General features: G+C 67.8%; 15 protein-coding genes and 1 pseudogene. 6 read left to right on the forward strand and 10 right to left on the reverse strand.

Features of this window, described 5'->3' with window-relative positions; genetic code table 11:
• Positions 1–6 precede the first annotated feature (6 nt).
• From K3G64_RS06280 to K3G64_RS06300, 5 genes are all read right to left on the reverse strand, one after another.
• On the reverse strand, positions 7–852 hold the full coding sequence (locus tag K3G64_RS06280) for a hypothetical protein (RefSeq protein ID WP_238889751.1): 846 nt from the start codon (positions 850–852) through the stop codon (positions 7–9).
• A gap of 132 nt (positions 853–984) precedes the next feature.
• Complete coding sequence (locus K3G64_RS06285; protein WP_238889752.1) at positions 985–2,502, reverse strand: aldehyde dehydrogenase family protein; 1,518 nt, start codon at positions 2,500–2,502, stop codon at positions 985–987.
• 9 nt (positions 2,503–2,511) lie between these two features.
• Positions 2,512–3,081 (reverse strand): phosphoesterase PA-phosphatase, encoded by a 570-nt coding sequence (locus K3G64_RS06290; RefSeq protein ID WP_238889753.1) that lies wholly within the window; start codon positions 3,079–3,081, stop codon positions 2,512–2,514.
• Complete coding sequence (locus tag K3G64_RS06295; RefSeq protein ID WP_238889755.1) at positions 3,078–3,593, reverse strand: mycothiol transferase; 516 nt, start codon at positions 3,591–3,593, stop codon at positions 3,078–3,080. Before K3G64_RS06295 ends, K3G64_RS06290 begins: the two co-directional genes overlap by 4 nt.
• Positions 3,594–3,610: 17 nt before the next feature.
• Complete coding sequence (locus tag K3G64_RS06300) at positions 3,611–4,000, reverse strand: VOC family protein (protein WP_238889757.1); 390 nt, start codon at positions 3,998–4,000, stop codon at positions 3,611–3,613.
• Between the two features lie 22 nt (positions 4,001–4,022).
• On the opposite strand from K3G64_RS06300, the gene K3G64_RS06305 reads away from it, so the two are divergent.
• The gene (locus K3G64_RS06305; protein ID WP_238889759.1) at positions 4,023–5,750 is read left to right on the forward strand and encodes an N-acyl-D-amino-acid deacylase family protein; all 1,728 of its coding nucleotides are present in this window, start codon (positions 4,023–4,025) and stop codon (positions 5,748–5,750) included.
• A gap of 22 nt (positions 5,751–5,772) precedes the next feature.
• Here the strand turns inward: K3G64_RS06305 and K3G64_RS06310 are convergent, their stop codons facing one another.
• Positions 5,773–6,597, reverse strand: a complete 825-nt coding sequence (locus K3G64_RS06310) for an SDR family NAD(P)-dependent oxidoreductase (RefSeq protein WP_238889761.1) — start codon at positions 6,595–6,597, stop codon at positions 5,773–5,775.
• Between the two features lie 42 nt (positions 6,598–6,639).
• Between K3G64_RS06310 and K3G64_RS06315 the strand changes: the two genes are divergently transcribed.
• Entirely contained in the window at positions 6,640–7,014 is a 375-nt protein-coding gene (locus K3G64_RS06315) for a pyridoxamine 5'-phosphate oxidase family protein (RefSeq protein ID WP_238889763.1), read from the forward strand.
• Between the two features lie 13 nt (positions 7,015–7,027).
• Here K3G64_RS06315 and K3G64_RS06320 read toward each other — a convergent pair whose 3' ends face one another.
• The gene (locus tag K3G64_RS06320; RefSeq protein WP_238950454.1) at positions 7,028–7,531 is read right to left on the reverse strand and encodes a DinB family protein; all 504 of its coding nucleotides are present in this window, start codon (positions 7,529–7,531) and stop codon (positions 7,028–7,030) included.
• A gap of 35 nt (positions 7,532–7,566) precedes the next feature.
• Between K3G64_RS06320 and K3G64_RS06325 the strand changes: the two genes are divergently transcribed.
• Positions 7,567–8,451 (forward strand): endonuclease domain-containing protein, encoded by an 885-nt coding sequence (locus K3G64_RS06325; protein WP_238889765.1) that lies wholly within the window; start codon positions 7,567–7,569, stop codon positions 8,449–8,451.
• A gap of 106 nt (positions 8,452–8,557) precedes the next feature.
• Here the strand turns inward: K3G64_RS06325 and groL are convergent, their stop codons facing one another.
• The gene (gene groL, locus K3G64_RS06330; protein WP_238950456.1) at positions 8,558–10,183 is read right to left on the reverse strand and encodes a chaperonin GroEL; all 1,626 of its coding nucleotides are present in this window, start codon (positions 10,181–10,183) and stop codon (positions 8,558–8,560) included.
• Between the two features lie 265 nt (positions 10,184–10,448).
• Here groL and K3G64_RS06335 point away from each other — a divergent pair.
• The 3 genes and pseudogenes from K3G64_RS06335 to K3G64_RS06345 form a co-directional block, all read left to right on the forward strand.
• Positions 10,449–10,688 (forward strand): annotated as a pseudogene (locus K3G64_RS06335) (hypothetical protein); the annotation flags it as partial.
• Positions 10,688–11,200 carry a cupin domain-containing protein gene (locus K3G64_RS06340; protein ID WP_238889766.1) on the forward strand — a complete coding sequence of 171 codons (513 nt, stop codon included), beginning with the start codon at positions 10,688–10,690 and terminating at the stop codon, positions 11,198–11,200. The pseudogene K3G64_RS06335 and the gene K3G64_RS06340, both read left to right, overlap by 1 nt.
• Before the next feature lie 83 nt (positions 11,201–11,283).
• On the forward strand, positions 11,284–12,981 hold the full coding sequence (locus K3G64_RS06345) for a DEAD/DEAH box helicase (RefSeq protein ID WP_238889767.1): 1,698 nt from the start codon (positions 11,284–11,286) through the stop codon (positions 12,979–12,981).
• On the opposite strand, the gene K3G64_RS06350 is transcribed toward K3G64_RS06345, so the two are convergent.
• Positions 12,978–13,478: an SRPBCC family protein gene (locus tag K3G64_RS06350; RefSeq protein ID WP_238889768.1), complete on the reverse strand. Its 501-nt coding sequence runs from the start codon at positions 13,476–13,478 to the stop codon at positions 12,978–12,980. The two genes, K3G64_RS06345 and K3G64_RS06350, sit on opposite strands and share 4 nt — an antisense overlap.
• Positions 13,479–13,524: 46 nt before the next feature.
• Positions 13,525–13,797, reverse strand: coding sequence for an addiction module protein (locus K3G64_RS06355; protein ID WP_370647111.1), 273 nt, complete (start codon positions 13,795–13,797; stop codon positions 13,525–13,527).
• Positions 13,798–13,799: the final 2 nt, after the last annotated feature.

The raw sequence follows: 13,799 nt of genomic DNA on the forward strand, positions 1-13,799 counted from the left end.
AGCGGGCTATACCTCGCGCCGCCGCAGTCCGCCCAGCATGGACACCAACACGCCGAACACCACCAGCACTCCCCCGGTGGCCAGGGTGAGGTTCAACCAGTGGTGCAGGCTGTCTTCGGCGTGGTTGACCATCACGTCGGCCACCTGACGGATGTCACCGGACATTCTGTTCAGCGAGTCGTTGACGTGGCGGCGCACGACCTCCACGCCGGCCCAGCCGGCGGCGCCCACCAGCAGTGCCGAGATACCGAGTGCTGCAAGAGTTTTGCCTTTCGATCGCGCGGCGGCCAGCGTCAGCAACGCGAACACGCCGGTCAGGATCGCCGATCCGACGCTGATCCACGGACCCCACGTCGCGATCGGCTTGAGCTGACCGGGCCGCAGGTTCTCCGAGACCTCCAACGGGACCGGCACGGTGGCAGGGGTCTCGACGTTGAAGGTGGCCAACGTCTTGCGGAACGATTCGTCGGCCAGCATCGGGCTCAGGTCGACCACCCACTCATCTGTTCCGTCGACCTGCTGCGCCGAGTCGGTGAACATCCAGCGGTGGCCGACGGCGTTGGCCAATGCGAACTGCCCGGGGAACGACGGGCTGGTGGTGTAGGCCGATGCCACCCCGCTGATCAGTTCGTCGTTGCTGACCTGGCCGTACTCCGAGAGCAACCCGGTGACCTCGGTCGCGAGCACGCCGGCCATCGCCTGCTGCAGTTGCGGGTCCTCGGCCGCGGACGCGGCGAACGCCGCAAACCCATTGGCGTCGACCACATTGCGCTCGGCCCACATCGTCGGCACCGCCACGGCGAGCAGGACAGTGGTGACGAGCCACGACAGCACGGTCGCCACCAACCGCACGCGCGTCCTCCTAGTCCGGATGGTCCTCGTTGTCCTCGTGGGCGTTGATGCCGTAGTCGAACTTACTCAGCACGTGGAACGTGGCGGCGCCCGCGGTCGCCGAGATGACGCGAAGCTGAATGCTGAAGTGCCCTACTTGGCCGTCCGCTTCGGCGTGACGAGCGCCAGCTTGGTCATCAACGAGTTCATCCGCTTGAGCGCCTTGAGCGAATTGTTGTAGTAGTTGCCACCCGCCCCGACGGCGGTGCGCGGCGCGACCACGGCCTCCTGGCGGCAGAATTTTCGCAGCCCCTCGGCGCCACCGAAGCGCGCCCCCATCCCCGAGGTCTTCCAGCCGCCCATCGGCGCGGTGGTGCACATCAGGTTCGAGATCACGTCGTTGATGTTGACCGCGCCGCAATCCAGCTGCACGGCGACGTCCTTGGCGCGGTCGACGTCTTTGGAGAACACCGCGGCCGACAGACCGTAGGGACTGTCGTTGGACAGCCGGACCGCCTCGCGGGCGTCGGCGACCTTCATGATCGGCAGCGTCGGCCCGAACGTCTCCTCGGTCATGCACATCATCGTGTGGTCGACGTCCACCATCACCGTCGGCGGGTAGAAGTTGCCCGTGCCGTCGGAACGCTTGCCGCCGGTCAGCGCGCGGGCGCCCTTGGCGAGTGCGTCGTCGACATGGCGGGCGGTGACGTCCACCTGGCTCTCGTCGATGAGCGATCCGAAGTCGTGGCCGTCGCCTGCGCCCATCTTGAGCTTCTCGACATCACGCACCACCGCGTCGACGAACTGGTCGTACACCGACTCGACGACGTAGACCCGCTCCACCGACACGCACGTCTGGCCCGCGTTGAAGAAGGCGCCCCACACCGCGGCGTGCGCGGCAAGCTCGACGTCGGCGTCCTCGAGGACGATCATCGGATCCTTGCCGCCCAGCTCTAGGCTGACCGGGGTGAGCCGGCGGGCGGCCCGTTCCATCACCTTGGCGCCCGTCGCACTGGATCCGGTGAACTGGATGTAGTCGGAGTTGTCGATGACCGCCTCGGACACCTCCCGAGCGCCCTGCGCGAGCGCCAGCACCTCGGGGGCACCGGAGTCCAGCCAGCCGCGCAGCAGCAACTCGGCCGTCAGCGGCGTCCGTTCCGACGGCTTGAGCAGCACGGCGCAGCCCGCGGCCAACGCACCGATGGCGTCCATCAACGCGTTGGCGACCGGATAGTTCCACGGCGCGATGATGCCGACGACGGCCCGCGGCCGGTAGTGCACCTCGATCTTCTTGATCGCCAGGAACGGCAGCGCGGCAGGCCGGGTCTCCGGGGCCAGCGCCTTCTCCATCGTCTTGATGTAGTACGACGCGATCATGATGAGCAGCGGCACCTCTTGGGCGGCGTCGACGGCCGACTTGCCGGTCTCCTTGATCAACAATTCCTCGATCTCGTCGCGGTGCTCGCCCAGCCAGACGGCGTAGCGGGCCAGCACCTTCGCGCGGCCCTTCGCGCCGCGGGCTTCCCACTGCCGTTGCGCCTCGCGTAGCCCGGCGGCGATGCGAGGCACGTCGGCGGGGTCGGTCCAGCGCACGGTGCCGGCGACGGCGCCGGTGGCGGGATTGCGGATGGTGCTGGTGTCGGGCAGCTCAACGTCGGACGTCGCGGTCATGACCTCATGTTAACCGCGGCGTGTGACGTAGATCGCACGGGGGTTGACACGTGTCAAGTCCCGTCGGGCGATGACCGCCGCCGCGCAGACCAGCGCCGACCCGAGGAGCAGTCCGCCGACGACGTCGGTGAAGTAGTGATACGTCGTCCCGACCCCGAGCATCGCGAGTGCGACCGCGCCGACGGCGATCGCCACCGCCCACCACGCGGCGCCGGCCACCATGATGACCAGCCCCATCACGATCGTGGTCGTGGTGATGTGGCCACTCGGATAGGCCAGCCCGCCGTCCCCCTTCTGCCGGTAGAAGATCTGCTTCAGGACACGCACGAACACCAGCCCCACCGCCGGGGCCACCACCACCATGGCCGCCAACCGCCAGCGCCGCTGCCACAGCGCGACGACGGCCACCGCGACCAGCGTCCCGACCAGCAGGCGCGGGTCGGCGAAGACGGCGAGCCAGCGCAGCGGGCTGGTGTTGAACTGTTGGAACCACTTGTCGACGGGCGTCGACGAATCCCCGACCGCCCAGCCCAGCAGCAGCATCGCCGCGAGGCCGATCGACGGCCACCACCGGATCACGTGATACCGCTGATGTAGGCCGCCTGGCCGAGGTGTTGCGCGCTGTCGTCGACGATGCTGATCAGGCGCACCCCGACGGTCACCGGTGGATCCCAGTTGTCGTCGACGACACGGCTCAGCTCGTCGGCTGTCACGGAGGCGATGTACTCGAGCGTCACCTTGTGCACTGCGTGCGCGTAGCCGGCGAGCACGTCCGCCGATGCGCGCACCCGGCCGACCTCGTCGGGGCTGTGGCCGTAGCCCATGCTGTCCCGCGGCAGGTCGAGGCCGAACCGGTCGACCCAGCCGTCGCGCAGCCAGACCTGTTCGGTGCCCGCGATGTCGGCGAGTTGGACGTCGTGTTGGCGCGCGCTGTGCCAGACCAGCCACGAGATGCTGTTGGCGGTCGGCGTCGGGCGGTAGAACGCCACCTCGTCGGTCAACCCGTCGGTGAGTTCCTCGACGTGCTCGATCTGCCGGGTGAACGCGTCGCGCAGCAGGTCGCGCACCGCTGCGAGGTCTGAGTCAGCCATGCCTTGACGGTACGACGTCAGCCGGGTGGTTGGGCACCGTGGAACACGGCTTCGACGTTATTGCCGTCGGGATCGCGGACGAAAGCGCCGTAGTAGCCGGGGTGGTATTCCGGCCACAGCCGCGGTGCGTGCAGCGACTCGGCGCCCGTCTCCAGGGCGGCGTCGTAGAAGGCCCGGACGGCGTCGGCGTCGGCGGCCCGGAAGGCGAAGTGGGTCTCCCGGTTGGGGCCCGCCGCGTCGCCGGTGTTCATGTCGGCGATCCAGAAGTCCGGATGACCGTCCTTGCCGTATCCGATGGCCACGTGATAGTCCATCTGCCTGCTGTAGCCCAGCACGCCGAGCACCTTGTCGTAGAACGCCTTCGACTTCTCCCAGTCGGCGCAGTTGATTCCGAAGTGATCGATCACGCGATCATCGTAGATTCGACGTATGACCTTCGAACTCGTCATCCGTAACGGCACCATCGTCGACGGGCTCGGCGGTGAGCCCTACGTCGGCGAAGTCGCGGTCTCCGACGGGGTGATAGCGGCCGTCGGCTCCGTTCCTGTCGGCACGGGCGCGCGGGAGATCGACGCGACAGGCCTGCTGGTCACTCCCGGATTCGTCGACCTGCACACGCACTACGACGGGCAGGCGATCTGGTCGGATCGCATGACACCGTCGTCGGCGCACGGTGTGACGACGGCGGTGATGGGCAACTGCGGGGTCGGCTTCGCACCGTGCCGCGCCGAGGACCACGAGGTGTTGGTCGACGTGATGGCGGGCGTCGAGGACATCCCCGGCGTGGTGATGGTCGACGGCCTGCCGTGGGACTGGGAGACGTTCCCGCAGTATCTCGACGCGCTCGACGCGCGGCATCGCGACATCGACGTGGCCGCGTACCTTCCGCACTCCCCGCTGCGGGTGTACGTGATGGGCCGGCGCGGTGCGGACCGTGAGCCCGCGACGCCTGAGGACCTCGCGCGGATGCGGGCGCTCGCCAAGGAGGCGGTCGAGGTCGGCGCCCTCGGATTCGCCTCCTCGCGGTTCGTCCTGCACAAGACCGAGAGCGGCGCGCAGATCCCGACGTATGAGGCTGCACAGGAGGAGATCGCGGCGATCGCCAACGGCATCGCCGACGGCGGCGGGGGGCTGATCCAGTTCGTGCCCGACATCGCCGCGGGCGGATATGAGGGCGTGCTGCGCCAGGTGTTCGAGGTGGGCCAGGACGTGGGGCTACCCGTGACCTTCTCGCTGTTGACGGATAACTCCGGCGAGCCGATCTGGCCGGAGGCCATGACGCTGGTGGAGAAGTTCAACGCAGCAGGCGCGAACATCAGCACCCAGGTCTTCCCGCGGCCGATCGGCATGGTGATCGGCCTCGAGCTGTCCGGGCATCCGTTCGTGCTCTATCCCAGCTACCGGCAGATCGCGCACCTGCCGCTGGCCGAGCGCGTCGCGGAGATGCGCAAACCGGAGGTACGACAACGGATTCTGGCCGACAACCCGACCGCCGAAGGACATCCGCTGATGTTCATGGCGCAGGCGTGGCGGTGGATCTTCCCGCTCGACGACGAGCCGAACTACGAACCGGACGCGTCGACGTCGATCGCGGCTCGGGCGGCCGCGCGCGGCGTCTCGCCCGCCGAGGAGGCCTACGACCGCCTGCTCGACGACGACGGCCACGCGATGATGCTGATCGCGATGGGCAACTACGAGAACAACTCGCTGGACACCGTCGGTGAGCTGATGCGCCGCGACGACGTCGTGCTCGGCTTGGGCGATGGCGGGGCCCACTACGGAATGATCTGCGACGCAAGCTTTCCCACCTTCCTGCTGGCGCACTGGACCCGCGACCGGCCGACCGGACGGCTCACCGTCGCCGAAGCGGTGCGCGAGCTGACCTCCGTGCCGGCACGGGTAGCCGGGCTGGCCGACCGCGGTCGAATCGCCGTGGGTCACAAGGCCGATCTGAACGTCATCGACCACGCCGCGCTGACGCTGCACAAGCCCGTCATCACCCACGACCTGCCTGCCGGAGGCCGACGGCTCGACCAGACCGCCGACGGCTACGTCGCGACGATCGTCTCCGGCGAGATCATCGCCGAGAACGGGTTCCCCACGGCGGCGCGGCCCGGCAGGTTGATCCGCGGCCGGCGACCCGCGCCTGTGGCTTGACGCGCGTCGCACCCGGCCAGCCTCAGCTGCGCACCCGATCGCGGCGCAGCGCCGGATGCTGACCGGCCAGCACTCTGAGCAGGATGCGGCGTGGCAGTAGTTGCAGCAGGCGGGTGCTGACCTGGCTCGGCAAGCCCGCGATCACGGTGCCCTTGTCGGTTTCGAGCGCCTCGACGCCGACACGGGCGACGTCGCGCGACGGCATCCACATGAACTTCGGGAACGCCTGAGCGAAGGTCCGCTCGTCCATGCCCGCCGACTGCAGGAACTCGGTGCGCACCGGGCCGGGTGCGAGCATCGCGACGGTGACGCCGGTGCCGGTGAGTTCGGCGCGCACACCTTCGGTGTAGGCCTTCACGAACGCCTTCGTCCCCGCATAGCCGGACTGGCCGGGGAACGGGTGGAAGCCGGCGGTCGACCCGACGTTGAGGATCGCGCCACGACCGCGCGGCACCATCTGGCGCACCGCCCGAGTGGTCAGGTCGATGACCGCCTCGACGTTGACGCGCACCTGAGCGATCTCGTCGGCGACGTCGGCCTTGGCGATCCAGCCCAGGGTGCCGATACCCGCGTTGTTGACCAGGATGTCGACGGTCAGCCCGCGGGACTCGATCTCCTCGAAGAGGCCGGCACGCGCATCAGGGTCGGCCACGTCGCAGGCGACGACCTCGACGCGCACGCTCGTGCCGAGGTCGGCGGCCAGCTCGCGCAGCTTGTCCTCGCGGCGGGCCACGAGCGTGACACCGTGGCCGCGGGCCGCGAGTTCGCGGGCGATGTCGGCGCCGATGCCCGAGGAGGCGCCGGTGACGACGGCGGTGGTGGTCGACGAGGGCGGGGGCAATGGCATGACCAAAGCTAACGTCCGGCGGTGGCGCACTATTCTCGAAGGATGAGCGTCAAGGTGGATCTCGACCAACTGGCCGACAAGCTCGCCGACTTCACCTTCGCGTACCTGATCTCGGTGGGCGACGACTTCCGGGCGCATACGGTCTTCGTCGAGCCGGTGTTCCGCGACGGCTGTCTGGATGTCGGTGCGGTCGGGCGGCACACCCGCGACAACACCACTGGGCACGCCGACGTGACGCTCGTCTGGCCGCCGCGCGATCCGGGCGGCTACTCGCTGATCGTCGACGGCCGCGCGCACTCGTCGCAGGAGTCGCTGACCATCGAACCGACCCGCGCGGTGCTGCATCGCAAGGCGACCGCCGACTCGCCCACCACCGACCCCGCCGGGCTGCACGACTGCGTGCCGCTCAAGAAGTGAAGCCCGGCTCGAATCAGATGCCGGTCGCACCGTCGATGCGTTCGCGGATCAGGTCGGCCTGGCCGCAGTGGCGGGCGTACTCGGCGATCATGTGCAGATAGATCCACCGCAGGCTGACCTCGCCGCCCATGAACGGGCTGGTGTCGTCGAGCCCGCGGGTCGCACAGTTCGCGCGGCCGCGCTTGATTTCGTCGCGCCAGATTCGTTGAGCGTCAACCAGTGTCGAGTGTTCGGACACGTCGAAGCCGCCGTCGTGTCCCGCGGGATCAGCGGTCGGATCGTAGATCGGCGGGGCGGATTCGCCGGCCAACACCCGGCGGAACCAGTTGCGCTCCACTTCCGCCATGTGCTGCACCAGGCCCAGCAGCGTCAAGTTTGACGGCGGTACCGACGCGGTGCGCACGTCGGCGTCGGACAACCCGTCGCACTTGAACGCCAGCGTCGCGCGGTAGAAGTCCAGCCACGCACTCAGCGTCGTTCCTTCGTCGGCGTTCAGCGGCGGCGTCGCGCGGTCCATCACGACGCCGATACTGCCAGCAAGTTATCCACAGGTTGGCGACGGATAACTTTCGGCTGGCCGAGGTGGTGGGCTGCGATGAAGCGGTGGAGATCGAGCGCATCCTTCAGGCGAACGGCGGCGTTGTGTCCACGGCACAATTGCGCACCGCAGGATGGTCGTACTCGCAGATCAAGACGCTCGCGCAGGGTTGGCGACCCCTTCGGCGGGGTTGGTACGCCAGTCCGTCCGCCCACCCTTATGTCGTCCGCGCCGTCGCCGCCGGGGGTGTACTGAGTTGCGTGTCGGCTTTGCGCCTGTGTCATGTCTGGGTTCCCGATTCCGAGTTGCACGTCCGGTATTCGGCACGAGCACGCCGGTCGCGTCCCGGAGTTCGCTCTTGCCATCCCCACCGTCTGGATCCGCCGACTCTCAATGCGATCGACCCCATTGAGATCGCGGCGGCGTCTGCGGCGAACTGTCTCGACAGGGAGGGGTTGATCATCGTGCTGGACTCGATGCTGAACAAGCGGATCCTCGACATGGCGGAAGCGAGATCGATTGTGGCAGCGTCGCGGTTTGCACGCCTTGACCTCGCCGAGTGGTGCGACCCCAGAAGCGAGTCGGGTACGGAGACGATGATCAGACTGCGACTGCGGGCCGCCGGAATCCGACTGAAGAGTCAAGTCAAGATTCCTGGTGTCGGGCGCGTCGACTTCCTCGTCGGCGATCGCCTCATCATCGAAGCCGATAGCCGTGAGCACCACCTGTCGAAGTACCAATCGGACCGTACCCGGGACAGAGTCGCGATCGGGTTGGGGTTTTTGGTGATTCGGCTGACCTATGAGGATGTTGTGCATCGCTGGGATGTGGTGTTCGCGGACATTCGGTCGGTCATCCGGAGAAGGGCGCATCGACGTCCGATCGCAACGTCACTCTGAGAGCGTCGCCGTGGACATATAGCCGCGGAGGCGCTCTCAGAGCGACATTGCGTGCGCCAACGAAAAAGCCCGGCCTGCCGAAGCAGACCGGGCCCTTCCGTGGGACTCAGAAGTCCATGCCGCCCATGCCACCGGTCGGGTCGGCCGCACCAGCGGCCGCCTTCTCCGGCTTGTCGGCGACGACGGCCTCGGTGGTCAGGAACAGCGCCGCGATGGACGCCGCGTTCTGCAGCGCCGAACGCGTCACCTTCACCGGGTCGGCCACGCCGGCCTTGAGCAGGTCCTCGTACTCGCCGGTGGCGGCGTTGAGGCCGGTGCCCGCAGGCGAGTTGGCGACCTTCTCGGCCACCACGCCCGGCTCGAGCCCACCGTTGAGGGCGATCTGCTTCAGCGGAGCCGACAGCGCTACCCGCACGATGTTCGCGCCGGTGGCCTCGTCACCGTCGAGCGTGAGCTCGTCGAGCGCCGGGGCGGCCTGCAGCAGGGCGACACCGCCACCGCTGACGATGCCCTCCTCGACGGCGGCCTTCGCGTTGCGAACGGCGTCCTCGATGCGGTGCTTGCGCTCCTTGAGCTCGACCTCGGTGGCAGCGCCGGCCTTGATCACCGCAACACCGCCGGCTAGCTTGGCCAGGCGCTCCTGCAGCTTCTCGCGGTCGTAGTCCGAATCGCTGTTCTCGATCTCGGCGCGGATCTGGGCCACGCGACCGGCGATGGCGTCGGAATCACCGGCACCCTCGACGATGGTGGTCTCGTCCTTGGTGACGACGACCTTGCGGGCCTTGCCCAGCAGCGCGACGTCGGCGGTCTCAAGAGACAGGCCGACCTCTTCGCTGATGACCTGACCACCGGTGAGGATGGCCATGTCCTGCAGCATCGCCTTGCGACGGTCACCGAAGCCCGGAGCCTTGACGGCGACGGACTTGAAGGTGCCGCGGATCTTGTTGACCACCAGGGTCGACAGGGCCTCGCCCTCGACGTCCTCGGCGATGATCAGCAGCGGCTTGCCGGACTGGATGACCTTCTCCAGCAGCGGCAGCAGATCCTTGACGGTCGACACCTTGGAGCTGACCAGCAGGATGTACGGATCCTCGAGGATCGCTTCCTGACGCTCGGCGTCGGTGACGAAGTAACCCGAGATGTAGCCCTTGTCGAAGCGCATGCCCTCGGTCAGCTCGAGCTGCAGCCCGAAGGTGTTGCTCTCCTCGACGGTGATGACACCCTCGTTGCCGACCTTGTCCATGGCCTCGGCGATGAGCTCACCGATCTGGGTGTCGGCGGCCGAGATGGCGGCGGTGGCAGCGATCTGCTCCTTGGTCTCGACCTCCTTGGCCGACTTCAGCAGCGTCTCGGTGATCTTCTCGACGGCCTTCTCGATGCCGCGCTTGAGCGCCATCGGGTTCGCGCCCGCAGCGACGTTGCGCAGACCCTCGCGCACCAGCGCCTGGGCGAGAACCGTCGCCGTCGTCGTTCCATCTCCAGCGACGTCGTCGGTCTTCTTGGCGACTTCCTTGACCAGCTCGGCGCCGATCTTCTCGTAGGGGTCCTCCAGCTCGATCTCCTTGGCGATGGACACGCCATCGTTGGTGATCGTGGGAGCGCCCCACTTCTTCTCGAGGACGACGTTGCGACCCTTGGGGCCCAACGTCACCTTTACCGCGTCGGCGAGGCTGTTCAAGCCCCGCTCGAGGCCGCGGCGGGCCTCTTCGTCATACGCAATTGTCTTGGCCATTGCGAAGTGTTCCTCCGGATTGGGGATGCACGTCTTGTCGGCCGGGTGCAGTGCCCGCGACGGACGGCTGGAGTTGTGCTCCCGCAGGTGCGGCTCCTGCCTCACCGTCCCGACCTAGCACTCGCCGGTCGCGAGTGCCAACAGCATTCTTAGCACTCGACCAGGGAGAGTGCAAGGTCGTCACGCCGGGCGGAGACCGTCGAGCACGCCAGTCCAAGCTCGCCAACTTGTCGTTCACCTACGAGTTGCAGCGTCGGCCGGCGTCTTCTCGCAGAGCCCGGCCAAGGGCGCCCTGCCCACCCTGCGCGCCGCCACCGATCCGGCGGTGCAGGATGGGCAGTACTACGGCCCGAACGGCATCGGCGAGACACGCGGTCATCCGAAACTGGTCGGCTCCAGCAAGCAGTCGCACAACACCGCGATCCCACGCCGGCTATGGGCGGTGTCCGAGGAGTTGACCGGAGTGGTCTTCCCGGGTCAGCCGACTGTGGCAGGCTGGCCGTGATGTCACTCATCGTGGATCCGCGGAATGTGCCGCCTTATCCGCCGCCCCGCTACCGCGATGACGAGCCGGAAACCAGCGCCTGGCTGAAGCGCGGCGACGAGCCGCCGGACTACGAATCCTTCGGTCTGGTGAAGTATCACTACCTGGCGTCCCAACAGGCGACCGACGGTGACTACGGCCTGTACCGCGTGGAGATCGCGCCGAGGGGCGGAGGGCCGGGACCACACTTCCACCGTGCGATGAGTGAGGCCTTCTTCGTCCTCTCCGGAACCGTCCGGCTCTACGATGGCAGGGACTGGACCGACGGGCACCCGAACGATTTCCTGTATGTGCCGCCCGGCGGCATCCACGGCTTCCGCAACGAGGCCGACGAGCCGACGTCCCTGCTGATGTTGTTTGCTCCGGGGGCTCCGCGCGAGCATTACTTCGAGGGCATGGCCCAGCTCGGAGAGTTGACCGACGCCGAGCGTCGCGAGTGGTTCGTCAAGAACGACAATTACTTCGTCGAGTGACACGCCGCATGAAGATGCGGAGCCGTAATCCCTTGCGCTAGGCTCTTTTCGATCGCGTTCCGATCAGAAAAAGGAGTCTTTGGGTGCGGGCAGAGGCAGCGCCCGGCACCCAGGCTTTGCGGGGCTGGCAGCGTCGGGCATTGGTGCGGTATCTTGGCGCCAAACCACGCGATTTCTTGGCCGTGGCCACCCCGGGTGCGGGCAAGACGGCATTTGCCCTGCGCGTTGCCGGTGAGCTGCTGGCCGACGGTACGGTCGAGCGCCTCACCGTCGTCGTACCCACCGAGCACCTCAAGATCCAGTGGGCGCTGGCCGCCGCCCGCTTCGGCATCGCGCTCGACCCGAAGTTCTCCAACAGCGCGGCCCACACCTCCTCGGAGTACCACGGCGTCGTCGTCACCTACGCCCAGGTGGCCAGCCACCCGACCCGCCACCGGGTACGCACCGAGAACTACCGCACGCTGGTCGTCTTCGACGAGATCCATCACGGCGGCGACGCGAAGAGTTGGGGCGACTCGATGCGCGAGGCGTTCAGCGACGCCACCCGCCGGCTGTCGTTGACCGGCACGCCGTTCCGCAGCGACGACAGCCCCATCCCTTTCGTCACCTACGAACCCGACGCGGACGGCCTGCAACGCTCGCGCGCCGACCACGTATACGGCTACGCCGACGCGCTGGCCGACGGGGTGGTGCGGCCGGTGGTGTTCATGGCTTATTCCGGGGAGGCCCGCTGGCGCACCAGCGCCGGGGAGGAGTACGCCGCGCGATTGGGCGAACCGCTCAACGCCGAGCAGACCGCGCGGGCGTGGCGCACCGTGTTGAACCCCGAGGGCGAGTGGATCCCGGCCGTGCTGCAGGCCGCCGACACCCGCCTCACCCAGTTGCGCAACGGCGGCATGCCCGACGCCGGCGCGATGGTGATCGCCTCGGATCAGAAGGCGGCGCGCGCCTACGCGACGGCGCTCGCCGCGCTGACCGATGAGGAACCGACGGTTGTGCTCTCCGACGACCCGGGGTCCTCGGAACGCATCGCCGACTACGCCGCGGGCACCGGCCGCTGGCTGGTCGCGGTGCGCATGGTGTCCGAGGGCGTCGACGTGCCTCGGCTCGCGGTCGGCGTGTACGCGACCAGCGCATCGACCCCGCTGTTCTTCGCCCAGGCGATCGGCCGGTACGTCCGGTCGCGTCGGCCCGGCGAGACCGCGAGCATCTTCCTGCCCTCGGTGCCCTCGTTGCTCGACCTCGCCAGCGAGATGGAGTCCCAACGCGACCACGTGCTGGGCAAGCCGCACCGTGAGTCGCCGGGTGAATGGGACGACGACCTCCTCGCCGAGGCCAACAAGGAGAACAACGAGGGCGACGCCCTCGACAAGGGCTTCGAGATGCTGGGCGCCGACGCCGAGCTCGACCAGGTGATCTTCGACGGCTCCTCGTTCGGCACCGCCGCCGCGGTGGGCAGCGAGGACGAAGCCGACTACCTCGGCATTCCCGGTCTCCTGGACGCCGCACAGATGCGGGATCTGTTGCGGCGCAGGCAGGAAGAACAACTGACCCGGCGCACCGCGTCCGGCGAGGTGCCGCGGGTGTCGACACACGGCCAGCTGCGCGAGCTGCGGCGTGAGCTCAACACGCTGGTGTCCATCGCCCATCACCGCACGGGCAAGCCGCACGGCTGGATTCACAACGAACTGCGCCGGATCTGCGGCGGCCCACCGGTCGCCGCGGCCACCACCGATCAGCTACGGGAACGCATCGAGGCGGTCCGCACCCTGCAGGCCTAGCCGCCGCGCTGCGCCAGTTCGGCCAGGTGCTGCAGCGAGTTCTCCAGGTGCGACATCGCAAACGGCGGGAACTCGATGTGCTGACGCTGCGACGACGGCACCCGCGACCAGTCGTAGGTCAGCGTGACTTTCGTCTGTCCGGGTCCGCCGGGTTCGAGGTCGTAGCGCCAGATCCACCCGCCGAACTCCAGGTCAGCGTCGGGCATCAGGTTCCCGCGGTCGTCGGGGCCCTGCCCCGGTTGCCACGCGATCGCTCGCGGTCGGTCGAACACCTCGACGCGGTTGGACATGTCGTAGACCTTGTTCGGATGGTTGTCGTGATACATCTCGATGCGGAAGATCTGACCGACCTCGGTGAGAGGCATGCCGTCCAGCGACTCCCGCACCCACCCGGTGCCGTCGATTCCGGCGTGCTGGGTCGGGTCGGCGAGCACGTCGAACACGGTCTCCATGGCGGCGTTGACAGTGATGCTGGTCTGTACGGTCTCTGAGTTCATGTCACGGCAGACCCGGGCGATCGCCAAAAGTCATCGGAGCTCACCACTAGAACACGCCGCAGCCGGCCACCCCGCACAGCAGCGAGGTACCCAGCAGCACCGGCCACAGGGCCACCGTCAGGACCAGCGAGGCGATGTTGGCGAACACCGAGAACTCGTCGCTCAGCGCGTGTTCCAGCTGGACCATGAGCTCGATGTGCAGGCTCGCGTAACCCACGCCGACGATGGTGTAGAACAGCGCGAGCCACAGCACCAGCTCGAGCCAGGTGTTGATCCCCCGCCGCAGCAACATCTGCTGCACCCGCTGCCACATGGTCACCG

The sequence above is a fragment of the Mycobacterium sp. IDR2000157661 genome (genome assembly GCF_022317005.1).
Classification (GTDB): Bacteria; Actinomycetota; Actinomycetes; order Mycobacteriales; family Mycobacteriaceae; genus Mycobacterium.